Origin of the sequence: Devosia soli (genome assembly GCF_000970455.1) — a bacterium.
In the GTDB taxonomy this organism is placed as follows: Bacteria; Pseudomonadota; Alphaproteobacteria; order Rhizobiales; family Devosiaceae; genus Devosia; species Devosia soli.
Map to the genome: position 1 here is coordinate 195,210 of NZ_LAJG01000005.1, position 15,661 is coordinate 210,870.

Annotated in this window: 16 protein-coding genes and 1 tRNA gene; 8 read left to right on the forward strand and 9 right to left on the reverse strand. The window is 63.2% G+C overall.

Going from position 1 to position 15,661, the window contains the following annotated elements:
* A tRNA-Arg gene (locus tag VW35_RS01615) sits at window positions 1-77 on the forward strand.
* A 30-nt stretch (window positions 78-107) separates the two neighbouring features.
* Here the strand turns inward: VW35_RS01615 and VW35_RS01620 are convergent.
* Complete coding sequence (locus VW35_RS01620) at window positions 108-650, reverse strand: cytochrome b (protein ID WP_046141656.1); 543 nt, start codon at window positions 648-650, stop codon at window positions 108-110.
* 143 nt (window positions 651-793) lie between these two features.
* On the opposite strand from VW35_RS01620, the gene VW35_RS01625 reads away from it, so the two are divergent.
* Genes VW35_RS01625 through VW35_RS01655 form a run of 7 tightly spaced genes read left to right on the forward strand, consistent with a single transcriptional unit; the run spans window position 794 to window position 8,445 of the window.
* Window positions 794-1,504: a CDP-alcohol phosphatidyltransferase family protein gene (locus tag VW35_RS01625; RefSeq protein ID WP_083982309.1), complete on the forward strand. Its 711-nt coding sequence runs from the start codon at window positions 794-796 to the stop codon at window positions 1,502-1,504.
* Complete coding sequence (locus VW35_RS01630) at window positions 1,501-3,126, forward strand: sulfatase-like hydrolase/transferase (protein WP_210165909.1); 1,626 nt, start codon at window positions 1,501-1,503, stop codon at window positions 3,124-3,126. The genes VW35_RS01625 and VW35_RS01630 overlap by 4 nt, the downstream gene beginning before the upstream one ends.
* Window positions 3,123-4,079, forward strand: a complete 957-nt coding sequence (locus tag VW35_RS01635) for a lysylphosphatidylglycerol synthase transmembrane domain-containing protein (RefSeq protein WP_083982311.1) — start codon at window positions 3,123-3,125, stop codon at window positions 4,077-4,079. The genes VW35_RS01630 and VW35_RS01635 overlap by 4 nt, the downstream gene beginning before the upstream one ends.
* Window positions 4,076-5,068, forward strand: a complete 993-nt coding sequence (locus tag VW35_RS01640) for an ABC transporter substrate-binding protein (protein ID WP_046141265.1) — start codon at window positions 4,076-4,078, stop codon at window positions 5,066-5,068. The genes VW35_RS01635 and VW35_RS01640 overlap by 4 nt, the downstream gene beginning before the upstream one ends.
* A complete protein-coding gene (locus tag VW35_RS01645) occupies window positions 5,061-5,831 on the forward strand; it encodes an ABC transporter ATP-binding protein (RefSeq protein WP_052951425.1) in 771 nt (256 codons plus the stop codon). The genes VW35_RS01640 and VW35_RS01645 overlap by 8 nt, the downstream gene beginning before the upstream one ends.
* Window positions 5,828-7,390 carry an ABC transporter permease gene (locus tag VW35_RS01650; protein WP_200896854.1) on the forward strand — a complete coding sequence of 521 codons (1,563 nt, stop codon included), beginning with the start codon at window positions 5,828-5,830 and terminating at the stop codon, window positions 7,388-7,390. Before VW35_RS01645 ends, VW35_RS01650 begins: the two co-directional genes overlap by 4 nt.
* Entirely contained in the window at window positions 7,387-8,445 is a 1,059-nt protein-coding gene (locus tag VW35_RS01655) for a glycosyltransferase family 4 protein (protein WP_046141266.1), read from the forward strand. The genes VW35_RS01650 and VW35_RS01655 overlap by 4 nt, the downstream gene beginning before the upstream one ends.
* A gap of 3 nt (window positions 8,446-8,448) precedes the next feature.
* Here VW35_RS01655 and VW35_RS01660 read toward each other — a convergent pair whose 3' ends face one another.
* Genes VW35_RS01660 through VW35_RS01695 form a run of 8 tightly spaced genes read right to left on the reverse strand, consistent with a single transcriptional unit; the run spans window position 8,449 to window position 15,661 of the window.
* Window positions 8,449-9,162, reverse strand: a complete 714-nt coding sequence (locus tag VW35_RS01660) for an LrgB family protein (RefSeq protein WP_046141267.1) — start codon at window positions 9,160-9,162, stop codon at window positions 8,449-8,451.
* On the reverse strand, window positions 9,159-9,566 hold the full coding sequence (locus VW35_RS01665) for a CidA/LrgA family protein (RefSeq protein ID WP_046141268.1): 408 nt from the start codon (window positions 9,564-9,566) through the stop codon (window positions 9,159-9,161). Before VW35_RS01665 ends, VW35_RS01660 begins: the two co-directional genes overlap by 4 nt.
* A gap of 26 nt (window positions 9,567-9,592) precedes the next feature.
* Complete coding sequence (locus tag VW35_RS01670; protein WP_046141269.1) at window positions 9,593-10,828, reverse strand: metal-dependent hydrolase family protein; 1,236 nt, start codon at window positions 10,826-10,828, stop codon at window positions 9,593-9,595.
* Window positions 10,829-10,837: 9 nt separating this feature from the next.
* Window positions 10,838-11,812: an ABC transporter ATP-binding protein gene (locus VW35_RS01675; RefSeq protein ID WP_046141270.1), complete on the reverse strand. Its 975-nt coding sequence runs from the start codon at window positions 11,810-11,812 to the stop codon at window positions 10,838-10,840.
* Window positions 11,802-12,806 (reverse strand): ABC transporter ATP-binding protein, encoded by a 1,005-nt coding sequence (locus VW35_RS01680; RefSeq protein WP_425283735.1) that lies wholly within the window; start codon window positions 12,804-12,806, stop codon window positions 11,802-11,804. Before VW35_RS01680 ends, VW35_RS01675 begins: the two co-directional genes overlap by 11 nt.
* A gap of 53 nt (window positions 12,807-12,859) precedes the next feature.
* Complete coding sequence (locus tag VW35_RS01685; RefSeq protein WP_046141271.1) at window positions 12,860-13,804, reverse strand: succinylglutamate desuccinylase/aspartoacylase family protein; 945 nt, start codon at window positions 13,802-13,804, stop codon at window positions 12,860-12,862.
* A 16-nt stretch (window positions 13,805-13,820) separates the two neighbouring features.
* Window positions 13,821-14,675 carry an ABC transporter permease gene (locus VW35_RS01690; RefSeq protein ID WP_052951481.1) on the reverse strand — a complete coding sequence of 285 codons (855 nt, stop codon included), beginning with the start codon at window positions 14,673-14,675 and terminating at the stop codon, window positions 13,821-13,823.
* A 5-nt stretch (window positions 14,676-14,680) separates the two neighbouring features.
* Window positions 14,681-15,661 (reverse strand): ABC transporter permease, encoded by a 981-nt coding sequence (locus tag VW35_RS01695; protein WP_046141273.1) that lies wholly within the window; start codon window positions 15,659-15,661, stop codon window positions 14,681-14,683.

Sequence of the window (15,661 nt, forward strand, 5' to 3'; positions counted from 1 at the left end):
GGTCCCGTAGCTCAGCTGGATAGAGCAGCAGCCTTCTAAGCTGAAGGTCACAGGTTCGAGTCCTGTCGGGATCGCCAGACCCTCTTCCCCCCTGTTCTTTCCCAGTTCTACCTTGCGCCGGGCAGCATGCGCTGGAAGACGCCGTCGCGCTTGATGATGGCGTGTTGCAGCGCGGCTGCGATGTGGAGGATGATGAGGGCGATAAGGGGATAGCGCAGGGTCGCGTGGATGGCCTTGGCGGTTTCAGCGAGGCTGTCGGAGCGGGGCACGGGGCGCGGCAAGCCAATGCGATCGAACACTTCGAGCGGGAAGCCGCCGGCAGTGACGCGGATATAGCCCGAGAGGGCCATGGCGAGCAAAAGGGCGTAAAGCAGCCAATGGGTAATCGCGGCGGCGTGCCGCTGCCAGGCGGGGACGCTGGCGGGAAGCGGAGGGGGCGGATTGACCGACCGATAGGCAAGGCGCAGCGCCACGAGCACGAAAATCACCACGCCGATATTTTTGTGGAAGAGAAAGAGCGGATCCTGAAGCGAACGTTCGATGCCCGGGGTCAGCATGATGAAGGCTGCTGGAATGGTCAGGAGCACCAGCAGCGCGGTGAGCCAGTGAAAAGCTTTGGCGAGCGGCTTGTAGGTCAAATTGCTGGTCATCTCATTTTCCCCCTGAAGCCGGTGAACCATGCTTTCCTGCACGCCGTAGCATGACATAAGTGTCATAGGTGGGCATCAGCAATGATCGGGCAGGCATGAAGGAGGCACAATCGGCAGAGCGAGCGTCCGCAGGGCGGTTTTTGATGCTACGGGCTGTTACCGGGCGCTATGCGCTTGCCTCTTTGATCCTTTGTGTTCCGGTGATTGCCTTCGGCTTTTACCTGACCGGCACCCCGCTCGGCGCCGCCATCGGATTGTTGGCTTTTCTCGTGATGGCAGGCACAGCGGGCTGGGGACTAGCCCAGCATTATCCGCATGATCGGCTCGGGGTCGCCAATCTCGTGACGCTTGGGCGCACCGGCATCATCGCCGCACTGTTCAGCCTGTTGACGGCGCCCGGGCTGCTGGTCACCGACACCAGTCTCGCCTGGACCGTACTCGGCATCACCATATTTTCCTTGTGCCTGGACGGCGTCGATGGGTTTTTTGCGCGGCGGCAAAGGCTCAGTTCGGGCTTTGGGGCACGGTTCGACATGGAGGTCGATTCGGTTTTTGCGCTGCTACTGGCCTTGTTGTCCTGGCAATCGGGCAAGGCGGGCATTTGGGTGCTGCTCCTTGGCACCATGCGCTATCTCTTTCTCGCGGCTGCGATCGTCTGGCCGTGGTTGATGGGGCCGCTGCCCGAACGTTTCAGCCGCAAGCTCATCTGCGTAATCCAGATCGCGATCCTGATTGCGCTGCTGGCGCCGATCATCACCGGGCCACTTTCCTGGACCACCGCGGCGATCGGAACTCTGCTTCTCGCCTATTCTTTTGGCCGCGACATCGTCTGGCTTGCAAGGCACCGGCCTTGAGACGCGGACGCTCAGGCATTTTGACTACGCTCCTGGCTGGCCTTGCCGTCTATGCCGTGTTGGTGCAGCCCAATCATCCGGACGCGCTCAATGGATGGGCTTTACTGCAACTGCCGCTCGAATGGTTTGCCGTGGTCGGTGTGCTGGTGCTGCTGCCGGCTGGACGTGCCTTCACCTACGCAGTCCGGGCCATGCTGACGCTGGCGCTGACGCTGGTGTCGTTGCTGAAATGTGCGGACCTCGCGACGTTCACTGCTTTCAACCGCTCCTTCAATCCGCTCATGGATTTGCCGCTGGCGGAAGCCGCCCTGCGGCTCGCGGGCGGGTCGGTCGGGTGGCCCCTGGCAATAATGATCGCTGTGCTGATCGGCCTACTGCCTTTCGGTCTTGCCGCAATGCTCTGGTGGAGCACCGGGAGGATCAACCGATTGACGATCGGCCTGCCAATGCGCTGGATCGCCGGCATGGTGGGTGCTGTTGCCATGGTCCTGGCAGTGGCGCAGGTGGGCGCTGCGCGCGAAGCCTGGACACTGCCCATACCGGTTCCGGGGGAAGCGTTTTCAACGCAATTGGCGATCGAGCGGACGACGACGTTCCGGGCGCTCTATGCCGATCTTGCTGCGTTCGAGACTGAAGCTGAGACCGATCCGTTTTCGGGGCAGAGCGGTTTGTTTGATCGCCTCGATGGCCGCGATGTCTTCGTGATCTTCATCGAGAGCTATGGGCAGACGGCATTGCGCAATCCGCTTTATGCGCCGACGCATCGGGCGCGGCTCGAAGAAGCGGAAAAGAAGCTTGCCGCAGCGGGCCTGTCGATGCGCTCGGCCTTGCTGACCTCGCCGGTCGCAGGCGGACAAAGCTGGCTCGCCCATGCCACTATCGCCTCGGGCCTTTCGATCGATAACCAGGCGCGCTATCGGGCCATGCTCGCAAGCACCCGGCCCTCGCTCTATCATCTGGCGCAGACGGCGGGCTATCGCACGACGGTGATCATGCCGGCGATCACCCTCCCCTGGCCCGAGTCGCAGTTCATGGGATTTAACGACATCTACGAAGCCAAGGACCTGGATTATCAGGGGGAAGCGTTTAATTGGACCACCATGCCCGACCAATATACGCTCAGCACGGTCGACCGCATCCTGCCCGAAGGCGGGCAGCCCGACTTTGCCATGACGGCGCTGCTCTCGTCCCACGCGCCCTGGACACCCGTGCCCAAGGTGGTGGATTGGGATGCGGTGGGCGATGGCGCGATCTTCGACGAAAGCCAGCATGTCGGCCCGCCTGGAGGTGAGGTTTGGCCCAACCCAGACTTGATGCGCGAGCAATATCGGCTGGCGCTCGACTATTCGCTGGACATTGTGTTCGACTTTGCCGCGCGTCACGCTGGGCGGGATTGGCTCCTGGTAATCCTTGGCGATCATCCGCCGGCCCAGACTGTGTCGCAGATCGAGGGGCAAGATGTGCCCATCCATCTCATCGGGTCGGCGGCTGCGCTCGCGGCATTCGACGCCTGGGGGTTTACCGACGGGCTTATTCCCGATGAAACGTCCCCGGTATGGCCGATGAGTTCGTTTCGCGACCGGTTTATCGCTGCTCTCTCGTCGGGAGCCACGGCGCTATGACTTCGGAAACTCTCACGATTCGGGAAGACGAAGCGCCACGGTCGCGTTGGCGCATCCTGTTCCGGCTGGTCCCGCCGGTCATCATCATCGGTCTTCTCTGGAGCCTGGCCGATGGGCCCAGAGCGTTGGCCTTATTGGCGGGCGCCGATTGGCGATATCTTGCCCTCGCTTTCCTTGCCGTCAATCTGCAGACCATCGCCTCTGCCTGGCGATGGCATCGCGTTGCGGCGCGGCTTGGGCAGGCGATTGCGCCTTCGCGTGCGATTGCCGAATATTACCTTTCGCAGCTCGTCAATCAGTCCTTGCCGGGTGGCGTTCTCGGCGACGCGGCGCGAGCGGTCCGCGCACGGCATGAGGCCGGCCTCGGGATAGCAGCCAAGTCCGTCGTCATCGAGCGGCTGGCTGGGCAGATCGCAATGTTCGGACTACTGGCCGTGGCGGGCACATGGGCGATATGGACGCCTGGCGGGCTGGCTTTATCGATGGACAAGGCGCAGTTGTTGGTCGTCGCATTGGTGATTTGCACGGTCTTGTTGGTCGTTGCCTCGCTGTTGCGGCTCGTTCGGAAAAAATGGTCGTTGCGACTCGGTCGATCGATCAGGATCGCCTTGGTGAACGACGGCGCCTGGATCGAGCAGACGGGGCTGAGCGGGTTGATCTTGGCGCTCAATCTTGCAAGCTTTTCGCTCTGTGCTTTGGCGACGGGGACCAGCCTCAATGCCGAAGCGATATTGGTGCTCGTGCCGCTGATCCTCTGCGCGATGCTGGTTCCCGCGACCGTTGCCGGCTGGGGATTTCGCGAGGGTGCAGCGGCGGGCCTTTTTCCCCTCGCCGGCGCCAGCGCCGCAGCAGGCTTTGCTGCCAGTCTCGCCTTCGGGCTCGTCATTCTCGCTGCCAGCCTGCCTGGCCTTTTCGTTCTGTTTCGCCCCAGAAAAATCAGGAGACCGTCGTGACCTCGTTCAAACTCTCTCGCCGTTCCTTTGTCGGTGCCGGGCTCGGCACGCTTGGCCTTGCGGCCTTATCGCCGAGGCTTCTCGCGCAGGAGACCAAGGATGTCGCCTTACAGCTCAGCTGGCTCCACTCGGTGCAGTTCGGCGGCAGCTATATCGCCAAATCCAAGGGATATTGGAGCGAAGCCGGACTGAATGTGGCGCTGAACCCAGGCGGCCCCAACGCGCCGGTCGACCCAGCAGTGGTAACGGGGCAAGCGCTGATCGGCATCTCGGCAGCAGACTACGCTTCGGCTTCGGTCGAACAGGGTGCGCCATTCAAGATCATCGGCGTCGCGATGCAGAAAAATCCCTTCGTCATCGCCTCGCTGCCGGACAATCCGGTCAACACCCCGGCCGATCTTGTCGGCAAGAAGATCGGCATGGCGCTTGCCAATACCCCCGTGCTGCAGGCGCTCTGCACCATCAACAATGTCGATATCAACCAGATCGAAATCGTGCCGACCCAGTACGATGCAGCGCCGCTTGTTGCCAAGCAGGTCGATTGCCTCCTCTGCTGGCAGACCGATTTGCCGGTCGCCATGGCGATCCAGGGCGTCGAAAGCGTGACCATGCTGATGGCCGACCACGGCTATGCGGTTCACTCGCAGACCTATATCGCGACGGAAGACAGCCTCGCCAATCGCCGGGCCGATCTCGTCGCCATGATGCGGGGCGAAGTGCGCGGTTGGAACGACTACAAAGCCGATCCCAAGGCCGCTGCTGCGCTGACGCTGGAGATGTATCCGGACCAGGGGCTCGACCTGCCGACGCAGGAATTGCAGGCCGAACGGCAGGTACCGCTCATGTTCTCGGAACTGACAGAGGCCAATGGATTTGGCTGGTTCACCGACGAAACGGTGGCGCAAAATGTCGAGACGCTCGGGCTGCTTGGCCGATCGGTGACGCCGGACCTCTGGGACCGGTCCATTCTTGAGGAAGTGCATGCCTGATCCTCTGGCATCCCGTCCGCCGCGTGTAAGCTGTGACGGCGTCGAAAAGACCTTTTGGCTCGGTGGCGATGCCATTGCCGCCGTCGGTCCGCTCGATGTTGTTTTCGAACCCGGCAAGACGACTGCGCTGGTCGGACCTTCAGGATGCGGCAAGTCGACCCTCCTCCGGCTGATTGCGGGGATCGAGACGCCGAGCGAGGGTGCGATAACGATCGGTGGCGCGACACCTGCGGAGGTGACGAAAGCGGCGGGCCTGGCCTTCGCGTTCCAGGACGCGGCGCTGCTGCCCTGGCTGACGGTGCGCCAGAATGTAGCGCTGGCGTTCAAACTGGCGCGGCGGGCGCCGGATGCCCGCCGGGTCAGCGACCTCATCGATCTGGTCGGTCTCAAGCAGTTCGCCGACGCGAGACCGGCCGAGCTTTCTGGCGGCATGCGGCAGCGGGCGGCGATCGCGCGCTGTCTCGTGACGGAGCCGGGCCTACTCTTGCTCGACGAGCCGTTTGGGGCGGTGGACGAACTGACCCGCACCCGGCTTAATGCCGAACTGCCGGCACTGTGGCAGGAGCGCGGCACGACTACGTTGCTGGTCACCCACTCGATTGCCGAGGCCGCGGCCCTCAGCGACCGCATCCTCGTGTTTTCGCCACGGCCGGCGCGGATCGTCGGAGATTTCGCCGGGGCGCGCCATGATCCTCGCGCGCGGGCGGGACTGATCGAGGCTGTTGCGAAGGCGCTGGCGAGCGAGGCTGAACTCGTCTCGTGACCGCCCGCAGCGTTGCCCTTCCATCAAACATCTGGCCGCCGCTGATTGCCGCGCTGCTGCTTGTCGGAATGTGGCAGGGGCTCGCGAGCCTAACCGAGGGTATGTTCGTTTTTGCCGGGCCAGTTGAAGTGCTTGGCGCGATTGCTGGCGAGGGATCGCTGCTGCTGCGTTCGGCCGGGGTGACGCTGCAATCGGCTGCGCTGGGCTTTGCAATCGGCAATGGCATGGCGGTGGTGCTGGCCGGTCTCGCACTGGCGCTACCGCGGCTCGAAAGGCTGATCTCGGGTCTGGCGCTGGTTTTCTTTTGCCTGCCGTTCGTCGCAACCGGACCAGTGCTCCGCGTGATCTTCGGCGTTGGCGAAGGTCCACAGGTGACACTTGCGGCGCTCGCAACCTATTACACGACCTATCTCTGCCTGCTCGTCGGACTGCGCGCGACGCCAGCGAGTTGGCTTGACCTCGTGCGCAGCTATGGTCGGGGGCGGTTCAGCGAACTGATCCATGTCCGCGCTTCGGCCTCCCTGCCCTATTTTATCGCCGGCCTTCAGATCGGCGCGCCGGCGGCTTTCCTTGGCGCCATGGTCGGCGAATTCACGGGGGCCGAACGCGGGCTGGGGGTTCTCAGCATAAGGGCGATGCGCGGGCTCGAGGTAGATATGACCTGGGCGATCGCGACCATTGCGGCGGCCATATCGGCAGTGGCGTTCTGGTTTTTCGGCTGGCTCGGACGCAGGCTCGGCGCGGGCCCGCCGCCCTTGCTGCTGTCGCCGCGGCGCGAAGAGCGAAAGAGTCTTGGCTTCGGCGCCCTCGATCTCACCCTCGTCGTCATTGCCGTATTGGGGCTCTGGATCGGCTTGATGCAGGCGTTCAACCTGTCGCCGTTTTTTGCCAAACGGCCGCAGGATGTGCTCTCGTTTCTTGTAGCCGATGCTGCCAATCGAGACGTTCTGCTCGATGCCTTTTGGCAGACGATGTCATTGACCGTGCCGGGCTATCTCGCGGGGCTCGCCCTGGGGGCAGGACTTGCCGTCGTTCTCGTGACCCAGCCGCGGCTTGCTGCCGCTGCTTTGCCCCTCGCCATCGCGCTGCGTTCCATTCCTATCGTAACGACCGCGCCGCTCTTCGTATTGGCGCTCGGGCGCGGGCCGGCGGGAACGATCACCATTGTCGCGGTCATGATCTTTTTCCCGACTTTGGCGGCGTGTCTCGAAGGCATGCGGCGGACACCCAAGGCGGTGCTCGATCTTTTTGCCACTTATGCGGCTTCCCCTATGCAGAGGTTGATACACGCTCAGCTTCCAGCCATGGCGCCTGCGTTTCTTGCTTCGACGCGCATGGCGGTCCCGAGTGCGCTGCTTGCTGCCACGACAGCGGAATGGCTCGCGACCGGCACCGGCATGGGGAGCCTCATGGCGCTGACCGCATCGACGTCCAATTACAATCTGCTTTGGAGCGCCATCATGGTCCTCGCCGTGACGGCAAGCCTGCTTTACGCGCTGGTCCGATTGCTGGAGCGGCATGTCCTTAAAACCTTTGCCAGCGAGCAACTTGCAACATGACGAACACGACCACCCGCCGGCCCGCTGCCTTTGCCATTCCGGGCGATGCGACGCAGAAAACCGGCGGCTACATCTATGAATGGGAGCTGTTACAGGGCTTGCGCCGCAATGGCCGTGCCGTCGACCATATCGAACTTGCGAGCGGCTTTCCCGATCCATCGCCGGCTGAAACCCGCACGGCGATCGAGACCATGGCGGCACTCCCCGCAGATGTGCCGCTCATCATCGATGGTCTGGTCTTCGGTTCGATCGACACCGCAGGTCTCGAAACGGTCAGGGCGCCGATCGTTGCGATGATCCATCACCCGCTCGGTCTCGAGACCGGCCTCTCCGCAGAGCGCTCGGCGCATCTGCTGGGGCGAGAGGCGGACAACCTCAAGCTCGCTCGGGCCGTGCTGGTGCCGAGCCCGCATACGGCCCGGATACTGGTCGGGCAGTTCGGAGTGGCGGAAGACAAGATCACCATCGCCCTGCCCGGCTTCCGGCCTGCCGATCCCGTCAAGAAACTGAGCACGCCACCGCTGATCCTGTCCGTGGGGTTGCTCGCAGAGCGCAAGGGACACGATGTGCTAGTCGCGGCATTCGGCAAGCTACGCGATCTGGAGTGGCAGGCGCAGATCGTCGGCAAGACTCATGACGCGGCCGTGGAAGCCAGGCTTCGCGGGCAGATCGAAGCGCTTGGCTTGGGCGAGCGGGTGGTGCTCACCGGCCTTCTCGACGATGCGGAGGTCATCGAACGGTATCGGGCGGCCAGCATTTTTGCGCTGGCGACGCGTTACGAGGGCTATGGCATCGTTCTTGGCGAGGCGCTGCTCCATGGCTTGCCAATCGTCACCTGCCGGACCGGCGCCGTGCCCGACACCGTTCCCGAAGGCGCTGGCTTGCTGGTGCCCGTCGACGATGCAGAAGCCATCGCCAAAGCGCTGCGGATGCTTCTAACCGACCATGACGCCCGGCAAAAGATGGCCGAGGTTTCGCGCCAGGCTGGCGAGCGCCTGCCGAGCTGGGATGATACGGAGCGTATCGTCAGCGGCGTGCTTGATCGGGTCTACTGAGTCTTAGTGCAGAAGGACGAACCCGGCGACCAGCAAAGCCGTAAAAGCGCCGTTGAGCGCCATGGCAATGCCAGCGAAAGCGCCGGCGGTGTCGTTGACCTGAAGAGCGCGGGCCGTACCAATGCCATGTGACGCAATGCCGACGGCAAAGCCGCGCGCCGCGTAGTTTTGGATGCCCAAGGCGTTCATCAGCGGCGTGACGATCACGGCGCCAGTAATGCCCGTCAGGATGACCAGCACGGCGGCCAGCGAGGGTACGCCGCCGAGCCCCTTGGCCAATTCCATGGCGATAGGTGCGCTGACGGATTTTGGCGCGATCGAGGCAAGCACGTCGGAGGGCGCACCGAAGGCCGCCGCGATGCCAAGGGCGCTACCCATTGCCGTCAGCGAGCCTGCAATCAGAGCCGCCACGATCGGCAGGATGGAGCGGCGGACCGCAGCAAGATTGCGAAAGAGCGGCACCGCCAGGGAGACTGTCGCAGGCCCCAGCAGGAAGTGCACGAACTGCGCGCCTTCGAAGTATCTCGGATACGAGGTGCGGGTGAAAAGCAGCAGCGGGATGACCATTGCCGCCGTGAGGAGAACGCTGTTGGCGAGGGGCGAACTGCCAAGCGCAACCGCGATGCGGAGGGCAAGGATATAGGCGGCAAGCGTCACGCCGAGCCAGGTTAGCGGCGAAGCGGCGAGATAGACCCAGATGGTGCCAAGACCGCTCATCCCCGCCTCCGCGCGAGCCAGGCGTCGGTGGCGAGAAAGACGCCCACGGTGACGAGAAGCGTGAGTACGGTCGAGCCGAGGACGGCCAGTAACAAGGGGCCGCCCCATGCCAGAATGACATCGCCATATTGCATGATGCCGACGGCGGACGGAACGAAGAGCAGCGACAAAAGACCCAGCAATCCATCGGCCGAGGCGATGATCGGCCGGGCGCGATTGCCGATGCGGGTCAGGATGAGCAGCAGCAGCAACATCCCTGCGACCGGCCCTGGAAAGACGCAGCCGGGCAAGACCAGACGGAGCAATTGCACCAAGGTTTCTCCGGCAAGCTGACAGAGGATCAGCACAGTGAAACCACCCAGCCACTCGGCTGGCCGCAGGGGCTTGGCGGGAATTTCAGTCATGGAAAGGGACTCGGTCGCTTGCGCCCTTAATGGAGCACGTTTTTGACCACGCGCCCATTCGCCATGATCAGCGGCATGTAAGCGCCATCGCCCTGGAGCAGGGAAATGTCGGAGAGCGGATTGCCGTCGACGACCAGAAGATCGGCAAAGGCGCCTTCGGCGATGACACCGACTTGGCCTTCGAGCCGGCAAAGTCGTGCGCCGACGACGGTTGCCGACTGGATGATCTCGTGCGGGGTCAGCACCTTGGCGAGAAGCTCGAATTCCATGCAGTGATATTTGCGAAGCTGGCCCAGAAGATCGGACCCGAACGCCATGGGCAGGCCCGCATCGCGCATGATTTCGAGCGAACGCAGGCCGCCATTGCGGACGATGTCGATCTTGGCAAATTCTGACGCGCCGAGACCGAGGGCCTCGCCTTCGAGCGCCAGCGCGTCATAGGCGACGAGCGTCGGCACGGCGATGCAGCCTTTTTCGGCGGCCATTCTGGCGGTTTCGGGCTCGATGAGGTTGCAGTGTTCAAGCGAGTGGACACCCAGTTCGACGCAACGGGCGATCGAGCGGTCGGTATAGACGTGAGCGGCGACATAGAGGCCGGCATTTTCGGCCTCCTCCACCGTGGCCGCGATCTCGTCTCGCGAATATTGGATGGAGTGGATCGGATCGTTGGGCGATGAGACCCCGCCATTGGCCATGACCTTGATGAAGTTGGCGCCTTCCTTGATCATGGTGCGGCAGGCGGCGCGGACATTGTCGACGCCATCGACAATGAGGCCCATGGAGCCGAGACGATCCGAGAAAAGACCCGGACGGTCGTCGGTGCGATTGCGCAGGTCGGCATGGCCGCCGGTCGTCGTCAGGCCCTTGCCGCAGATGACAAGACGGGGTCCACGGATGAGGCCTTCATTGACCGCGCGAACGAGGCCGTAATCGGCGCCGCCGAGATCGCGCAGGGTGGTGAATCCGCGCTGCAGCGCTTCGTCCATGACGCGGGCAGCGCGCAGGGCTGCGAGAGAAGCCGGAGCGACCATATTGGCCCAGAGGTCGAGCGTTTCGGCAACGATGTGGACATGGCAATCGATGAGGCCCGGCATGACTGTTTTGCCGGCAAGATCGACAACCTCGACGCCCTCGGGCTTGGCCAGGTTTGCGCCGATGGCTGTGATCCGCTGCCCTTCCACCAGGACATCGAGCCCGGATTTGAGAACGCCGGCCTCGGCGTCGAGCACGTGGCCGCCGGTGAAGAGATAGGAGGGAGTCATGGGGTCAACTCATCGATTGTGACAGGCAACGAGGCGGCCATCGTCGCGGGCCGTAAGGGCAGGCTCGGTGGTCTTGCAGACGGCGGTGACGAGCGGGCAGCGGGTATGGAATGGGCAGCCGCTCGGCTTTTTCGTCGCGCTGGGGATATCGTCGTTGCTGGCGCTGAAACTGTGGCGCTTACGCGGATCGCGCGAGGGCGCCGAGCGCATCAGCAATTCGGTATAGGGATGGCCAGGCGCAGCGAAGATTGCGGCCTTGGGGGCAATTTCAACGATCTTGCCCAGATACATCACCGCAACACGATGGGAGATGAATTCAACGACGCCGAGATCGTGGGAGATCGCGAGATAGGAGACGCCCAGATCGCGCTGCAGATCGCTGAGAAGATTGAGGATCTGCGCCTGCACCGACACGTCCAGCGCCGAAACCGGTTCGTCGCAGACGATGACATCCGGCTTGAGCGCGAGGGCACGGGCTATGCCGATGCGTTGGCGCTGGCCGCCCGAAAACTGGTGCGCAAAATTGTCGGCCTGATCCGGGCGGAGGCCGACGCGCTCCATCAGTTCGGAGACACGCGCCTCACGCTCGGCCGTGGTGCCGATATTGTGGATGTCGAGAGGCGCGCGGATGATGTCCTTTACCCGCTGGCGCGGATTGAGCGAAGAAAACGGATCCTGAAAGACGATCTGCATCCGCCGCCGGTAGCTCTTGAGCGCCGCCGGATTGAAGCCTCGGATTTCCTGGCCATCGAACTGCACGCGCCCGCCGGTCGGCTTGACGAGGCCCATGAGGGCAAGGCCGGTCGTTGACTTGCCGCAGCCGCTTTCCCCGACAAGGCTCAGTGTCTCGCCCCGATTGAGCGAAAAACTGACGCCATCGACGGCCTTGACCGCCCCCACCTGCCGCTGCAACACGCCGCCGCGGATCGGGAAATGAACTTCGAGATTATCGACGCTGAGCAAGGGGGTGCGATCAGGCTGCATCGTCGTGTTCCCAGCAGGCGGCCCAGTGTCCGGGGCGTTTTTCTTCAAATGGCGGTCGTTCTTCAAGGCAGCGAGCCGAGGCGCCGGGGCAACGCGGCGCGAAGGCGCATCCCTTGGGCAGGGCCCAGAGCGGCGGGACGGTACCCGGAATATCAGCCAAGCGATCCCCCGCTTCGCTCGATGCGCCCGCCCCGGGCACAGCGCCCATGAGGCCGATCGTATAGGGGTGGAACGGGCGATCGAAGAGATCGTAGATGCTTGCTTCCTCGACCTTGCGCCCCGCATACATGACGATGACGCGGTCGGCGACTTCCGAGACGACGCCGAGATCATGCGTAATCAGGATCTGCGCCGTGCCGAGGCGTTTTTGCAGGTCCGAGATCAGCCCAAGGATCTGGGCCTGGATGGTCACGTCAAGGGCAGTCGTGGGCTCATCGGCGATGATGATCTTGGGGTCGCAGGCGAGCGCCAGGGCGATCATGGCGCGCTGACGCATGCCGCCCGAAAGCTCGTGCGGAAACTGGCCCGCGCGACGCTCAGGGTCCGGCATCTGAACGAGACGGAGGACGTCGACGGCGCGTGTATCGGCCTCCCGGCGGCTGCATTTGCGATGCTGGCGCACGGCTTCGGCGATCTGCTCGCCGATGCGAAGCACCGGGTTCAGCGCCGTCAGCGGTTCCTGAAAGATCATAGCGATCTTTTCGCCGCGGAAATCTTCGACCTGGCGCTGGTTCATGGCGAGGAAATCTTCGCCGTCGATCAGCACCTTGCCTCTCGTGATCGCCGCCGCATCGGGCAGGAGGCGCAGCAGCGACAACGCGGTCATCGATTTGCCGCAGCCGCTTTCCCCGACGATGCAGAGTGTCTCCCCTGCCCTGACGGACAGATTCATGTCCGAGACGACGGCAAAAGCGCCATTGTCGCCCCGGATCTCGATGTCGAGATCCGAGACTTGCAGAACCGGGAGAGAGGTATCTGTGGTCATGTCGCTCATTGCCGTCGTCTCCACTGCCGGGTTGGTGGGACGCACCCGGCATGTCTGATGTGTTAGTCGGTCGCGCCGTCGAGATTGCCGACCATGAAGCCATAATCCCCGCTATGGACGAGGTTGCGCGTCAGGTGCTGCATGATCATCACGCCGTTGTCGAACGGGGTCGGAATCTCTTCGAGCACTTCGAACGTGTAGGGGCTGACAACGCGCCCGAGCAGCTGGCCGCCCTTGATGACTTCGCCATTGGCGGGAGCCAGTGGCTCGAGCCAGCCGCCCTGAGTCGGACGAATGCCGGCCAGTTCATTGACGACGATCTGCTTGGGATTGGTCCAGGGATCACCCTGGATGGCGCCGATGGTCTTGAGCATGTTGAGGACGCCATCGACCGTCTGCTTCACGTAAGGGGTCTGGTCGACGATACCGCCGCCGAGTTCGATCACCGCCACCGGGATATTGCGGGTGTCGATGGTCACCGACTTGGTGGTGCCGCCAAAGACCGTGCCCTGCTTGTTCTCGACCGGACGGTAGAGGAGCTTTGAGCCAAAGGCGCGCGACAGGCGCTCGTCGTTCCAGATGTAGACATAGTCGACGGTCGGGCGATCGGTGCCCGAATGAAGGTCGATATGGACGTCAATGACGTTGAGGAACTCGTTGGTCAGCGCATGGGCCAGCTGCTGGGAATAGGTGCCCTTGGGATTGCCAGGGAACTGGCGGTTAAGGTCGACCTTATCGATGGTCGCAAAGCGTTCGTTGACGGCGAAGGCATAGGGGTTGGCGACCGGCAACAGCAGAATGCGGCCTTTGAGCGGTTGGTCCTTCAGCGCGCGATAGAGGTCGAGCACGGCTTGGGAGCCGCTATTTTCATTGCCGTGGATCGAGGCGGAAATGCCGATGGTTGGGCCATCTTCCTCGCCGACCAGTTCATGGATGAAGAGCACGGCGTCGCTGCCATCGGCGTGGGTCGTAAACTTCGGTCGAAGCTGGTTGATGGACTTGACCATGAAAGAATTCCTTTAGTTACTTTGCCTTGGCGGACTTGCCGCCGCCGCGAGAGAGCTGGCGCGGGTCGAGCACATCGCGCAGACCATCGCCGAGTAGATTGAAGCCGAGCACGGTCACCATGATGGTCGCACCCGAAATGATGGAGAGCCACGGCGCGTCGCGCATGAAGCGGGTGCCATATGCCAGCGTCCATCCCCAGGTCGGGGCCGGCGGCGGCAGGCCGAAGCCGAGAAAACTCAGCGCCGATTCTGAAATGATCGCGGTGCCGAGGCCGAGCGAAGCCAGTACGATGATCGGCCCCAGCGCATTGGGCAGGATTTCCTTGAAGATGATGCGAGCCGGGCTCGCGCCAAGTGCCTTAGCCGCCTGCACGTAGTTCTGCTCGCGCAGCACCAGTGTCGTCGAGCGCACGACACGGGCATATTCGGTCCAGGCGACGACGATGATGGCGAGCGCGACATTGGTGATGCCGGGGCCAAGCACCGCGACGATGGCGAGCGCCAGAACGATGGCGGGGAAACCGAGAAAGATATCGGTGATCCGCATCAGGACCTGATCGACCCAGCCGCCGAAATACCCCGCAACCAGCCCGACGACCGTACCAATGGCAGCCGAGACCGCCACTGCGATGACCGCTATGGTCAGCGAGATGCGGGCGCCGAAGACGAGACGTGACCAGAGGTCGCGGCCGAAATTGTCGGTGCCGAGGATGTGCTCCACGGTCGGGCCGTCGAAGCGGTTGCGCATGTCCATCTGCTCGATGCCATGGGTCGCGACAAACGGCGCGAAGATGGCGAGGAGAATGATCGTCAGAGAGATCAGCGCGCCGACGACGAGCGAGACATTGGTGAAGGCTTTTGGCAAACGCATGGTCATCACCCGAGCCGAATGCGCGGGTCGACCGCGGCGTAAAGAAGATCCACCACGAGGTTCACGAGCGCGAAGACGATGGCGAAGGTGAGCACGATGCCCTGGATCAGCGGCAGGTCACGCTGCGAAATCGCGGCAATGGTGAGCTGCCCTAGGCCCGGCCAGGCAAAGATGGATTCGGTGAGAACCGCCCCGCCAAGCAGAGCGCCGAAGCGAAGGCCGATGACGCTCAGGACCGGCAGGAGCGCATTGCGCAGGGCATGGCGGATGACGACGCGACCCTTGCGGAGGCCCTTGGCATAGGCGGTTCGGACAAAATCTTCGCGCAGCACTTCGAGCATGGAGGCGCGCACGAGACGCGAGATGATGGCCGCCGAATTCGCCGCCAGCGCCAATGCTGGCAAGGCGATATGGCTGATGGAATCCCAGAGCACTTGCGGGCGTCCGGTCACGGCCGCCAGGAATGCTTCCGGCAGTGGCGCGCCGCGACCAATGGATGGCAGCCAGCCAAGCTGCACGGCAAAGAGCAGCATCAGCAACAGGCCAAGCCAATAGACCGGCATGGACACGCCAAGCTGGGCAAAGAGCATGGTGACGGTGTCGATCCAGGAACCCTGGCGAATGGCGGCGAGGACGCCCAGCGTCAGCCCGATCAGGGTCGCGAGCAGCAGCGCTACCAAGGCAAGCTCGATGGTCGCGCCGAGGCGCCCGAAGATAATCTCGGCGACCGGCTGGTTCTGGAAGATCGAGCGACCCATATCGCCTTGCAGCAGGGCGGCGAAATAGTCCCAAAGACGGATATACCAGGGGTCATTCAGACCCAACGTGTTCCGCAGGTTGGTGATGGCTTCCGGCGTTGCGTCCTGGCCGAGCAGCACGGCGGCCGGATCACCGGGGATGATGAGCAGGAGACCAAAGGTGACCACCACCATGCCGATGGCCATGGGGATCAGCAGCAGCAGCCGGCGGATGACATAGGCTAGCAT

What these genes read in the sequence shown, in the direction of transcription:
- VW35_RS01675 (WP_046141270.1), bottom strand. Translation starts at nt 11,812, where the DNA reads ATGCAGCCTGATCGCACCCCCTTGCTCAGCGTCGATAATCTCGAAGTT.
- VW35_RS01690 (WP_052951481.1), bottom strand. Translation starts at nt 14,675, where the DNA reads ATGCGTTTGCCAAAAGCCTTCACCAATGTCTCGCTCGTCGTCGGCGCG.
- VW35_RS01695 (WP_046141273.1), bottom strand. Translation starts at nt 15,661, where the DNA reads ATGCTAGCCTATGTCATCCGCCGGCTGCTGCTGCTGATCCCCATGGCC.
- VW35_RS01670 (WP_046141269.1), bottom strand. Translation starts at nt 10,828, where the DNA reads ATGACTCCCTCCTATCTCTTCACCGGCGGCCACGTGCTCGACGCCGAG.
- VW35_RS01635 (WP_083982311.1), top strand. Translation starts at nt 3,123, where the DNA reads ATGACTTCGGAAACTCTCACGATTCGGGAAGACGAAGCGCCACGGTCG.
- VW35_RS01620 (WP_046141656.1), bottom strand. Translation starts at nt 650, where the DNA reads ATGACCAGCAATTTGACCTACAAGCCGCTCGCCAAAGCTTTTCACTGG.
- VW35_RS01665 (WP_046141268.1), bottom strand. Translation starts at nt 9,566, where the DNA reads ATGACTGAAATTCCCGCCAAGCCCCTGCGGCCAGCCGAGTGGCTGGGT.
- VW35_RS01685 (WP_046141271.1), bottom strand. Translation starts at nt 13,804, where the DNA reads ATGGTCAAGTCCATCAACCAGCTTCGACCGAAGTTTACGACCCACGCC.
- VW35_RS01625 (WP_083982309.1), top strand. Translation starts at nt 794, where the DNA reads ATGCTACGGGCTGTTACCGGGCGCTATGCGCTTGCCTCTTTGATCCTT.
- VW35_RS01660 (WP_046141267.1), bottom strand. Translation starts at nt 9,162, where the DNA reads ATGAGCGGTCTTGGCACCATCTGGGTCTATCTCGCCGCTTCGCCGCTA.
- VW35_RS01680 (WP_425283735.1), bottom strand. Translation starts at nt 12,806, where the DNA reads ATGAGCGACATGACCACAGATACCTCTCTCCCGGTTCTGCAAGTCTCG.
- VW35_RS01645 (WP_052951425.1), top strand. Translation starts at nt 5,061, where the DNA reads ATGCCTGATCCTCTGGCATCCCGTCCGCCGCGTGTAAGCTGTGACGGC.
- VW35_RS01655 (WP_046141266.1), top strand. Translation starts at nt 7,387, where the DNA reads ATGACGAACACGACCACCCGCCGGCCCGCTGCCTTTGCCATTCCGGGC.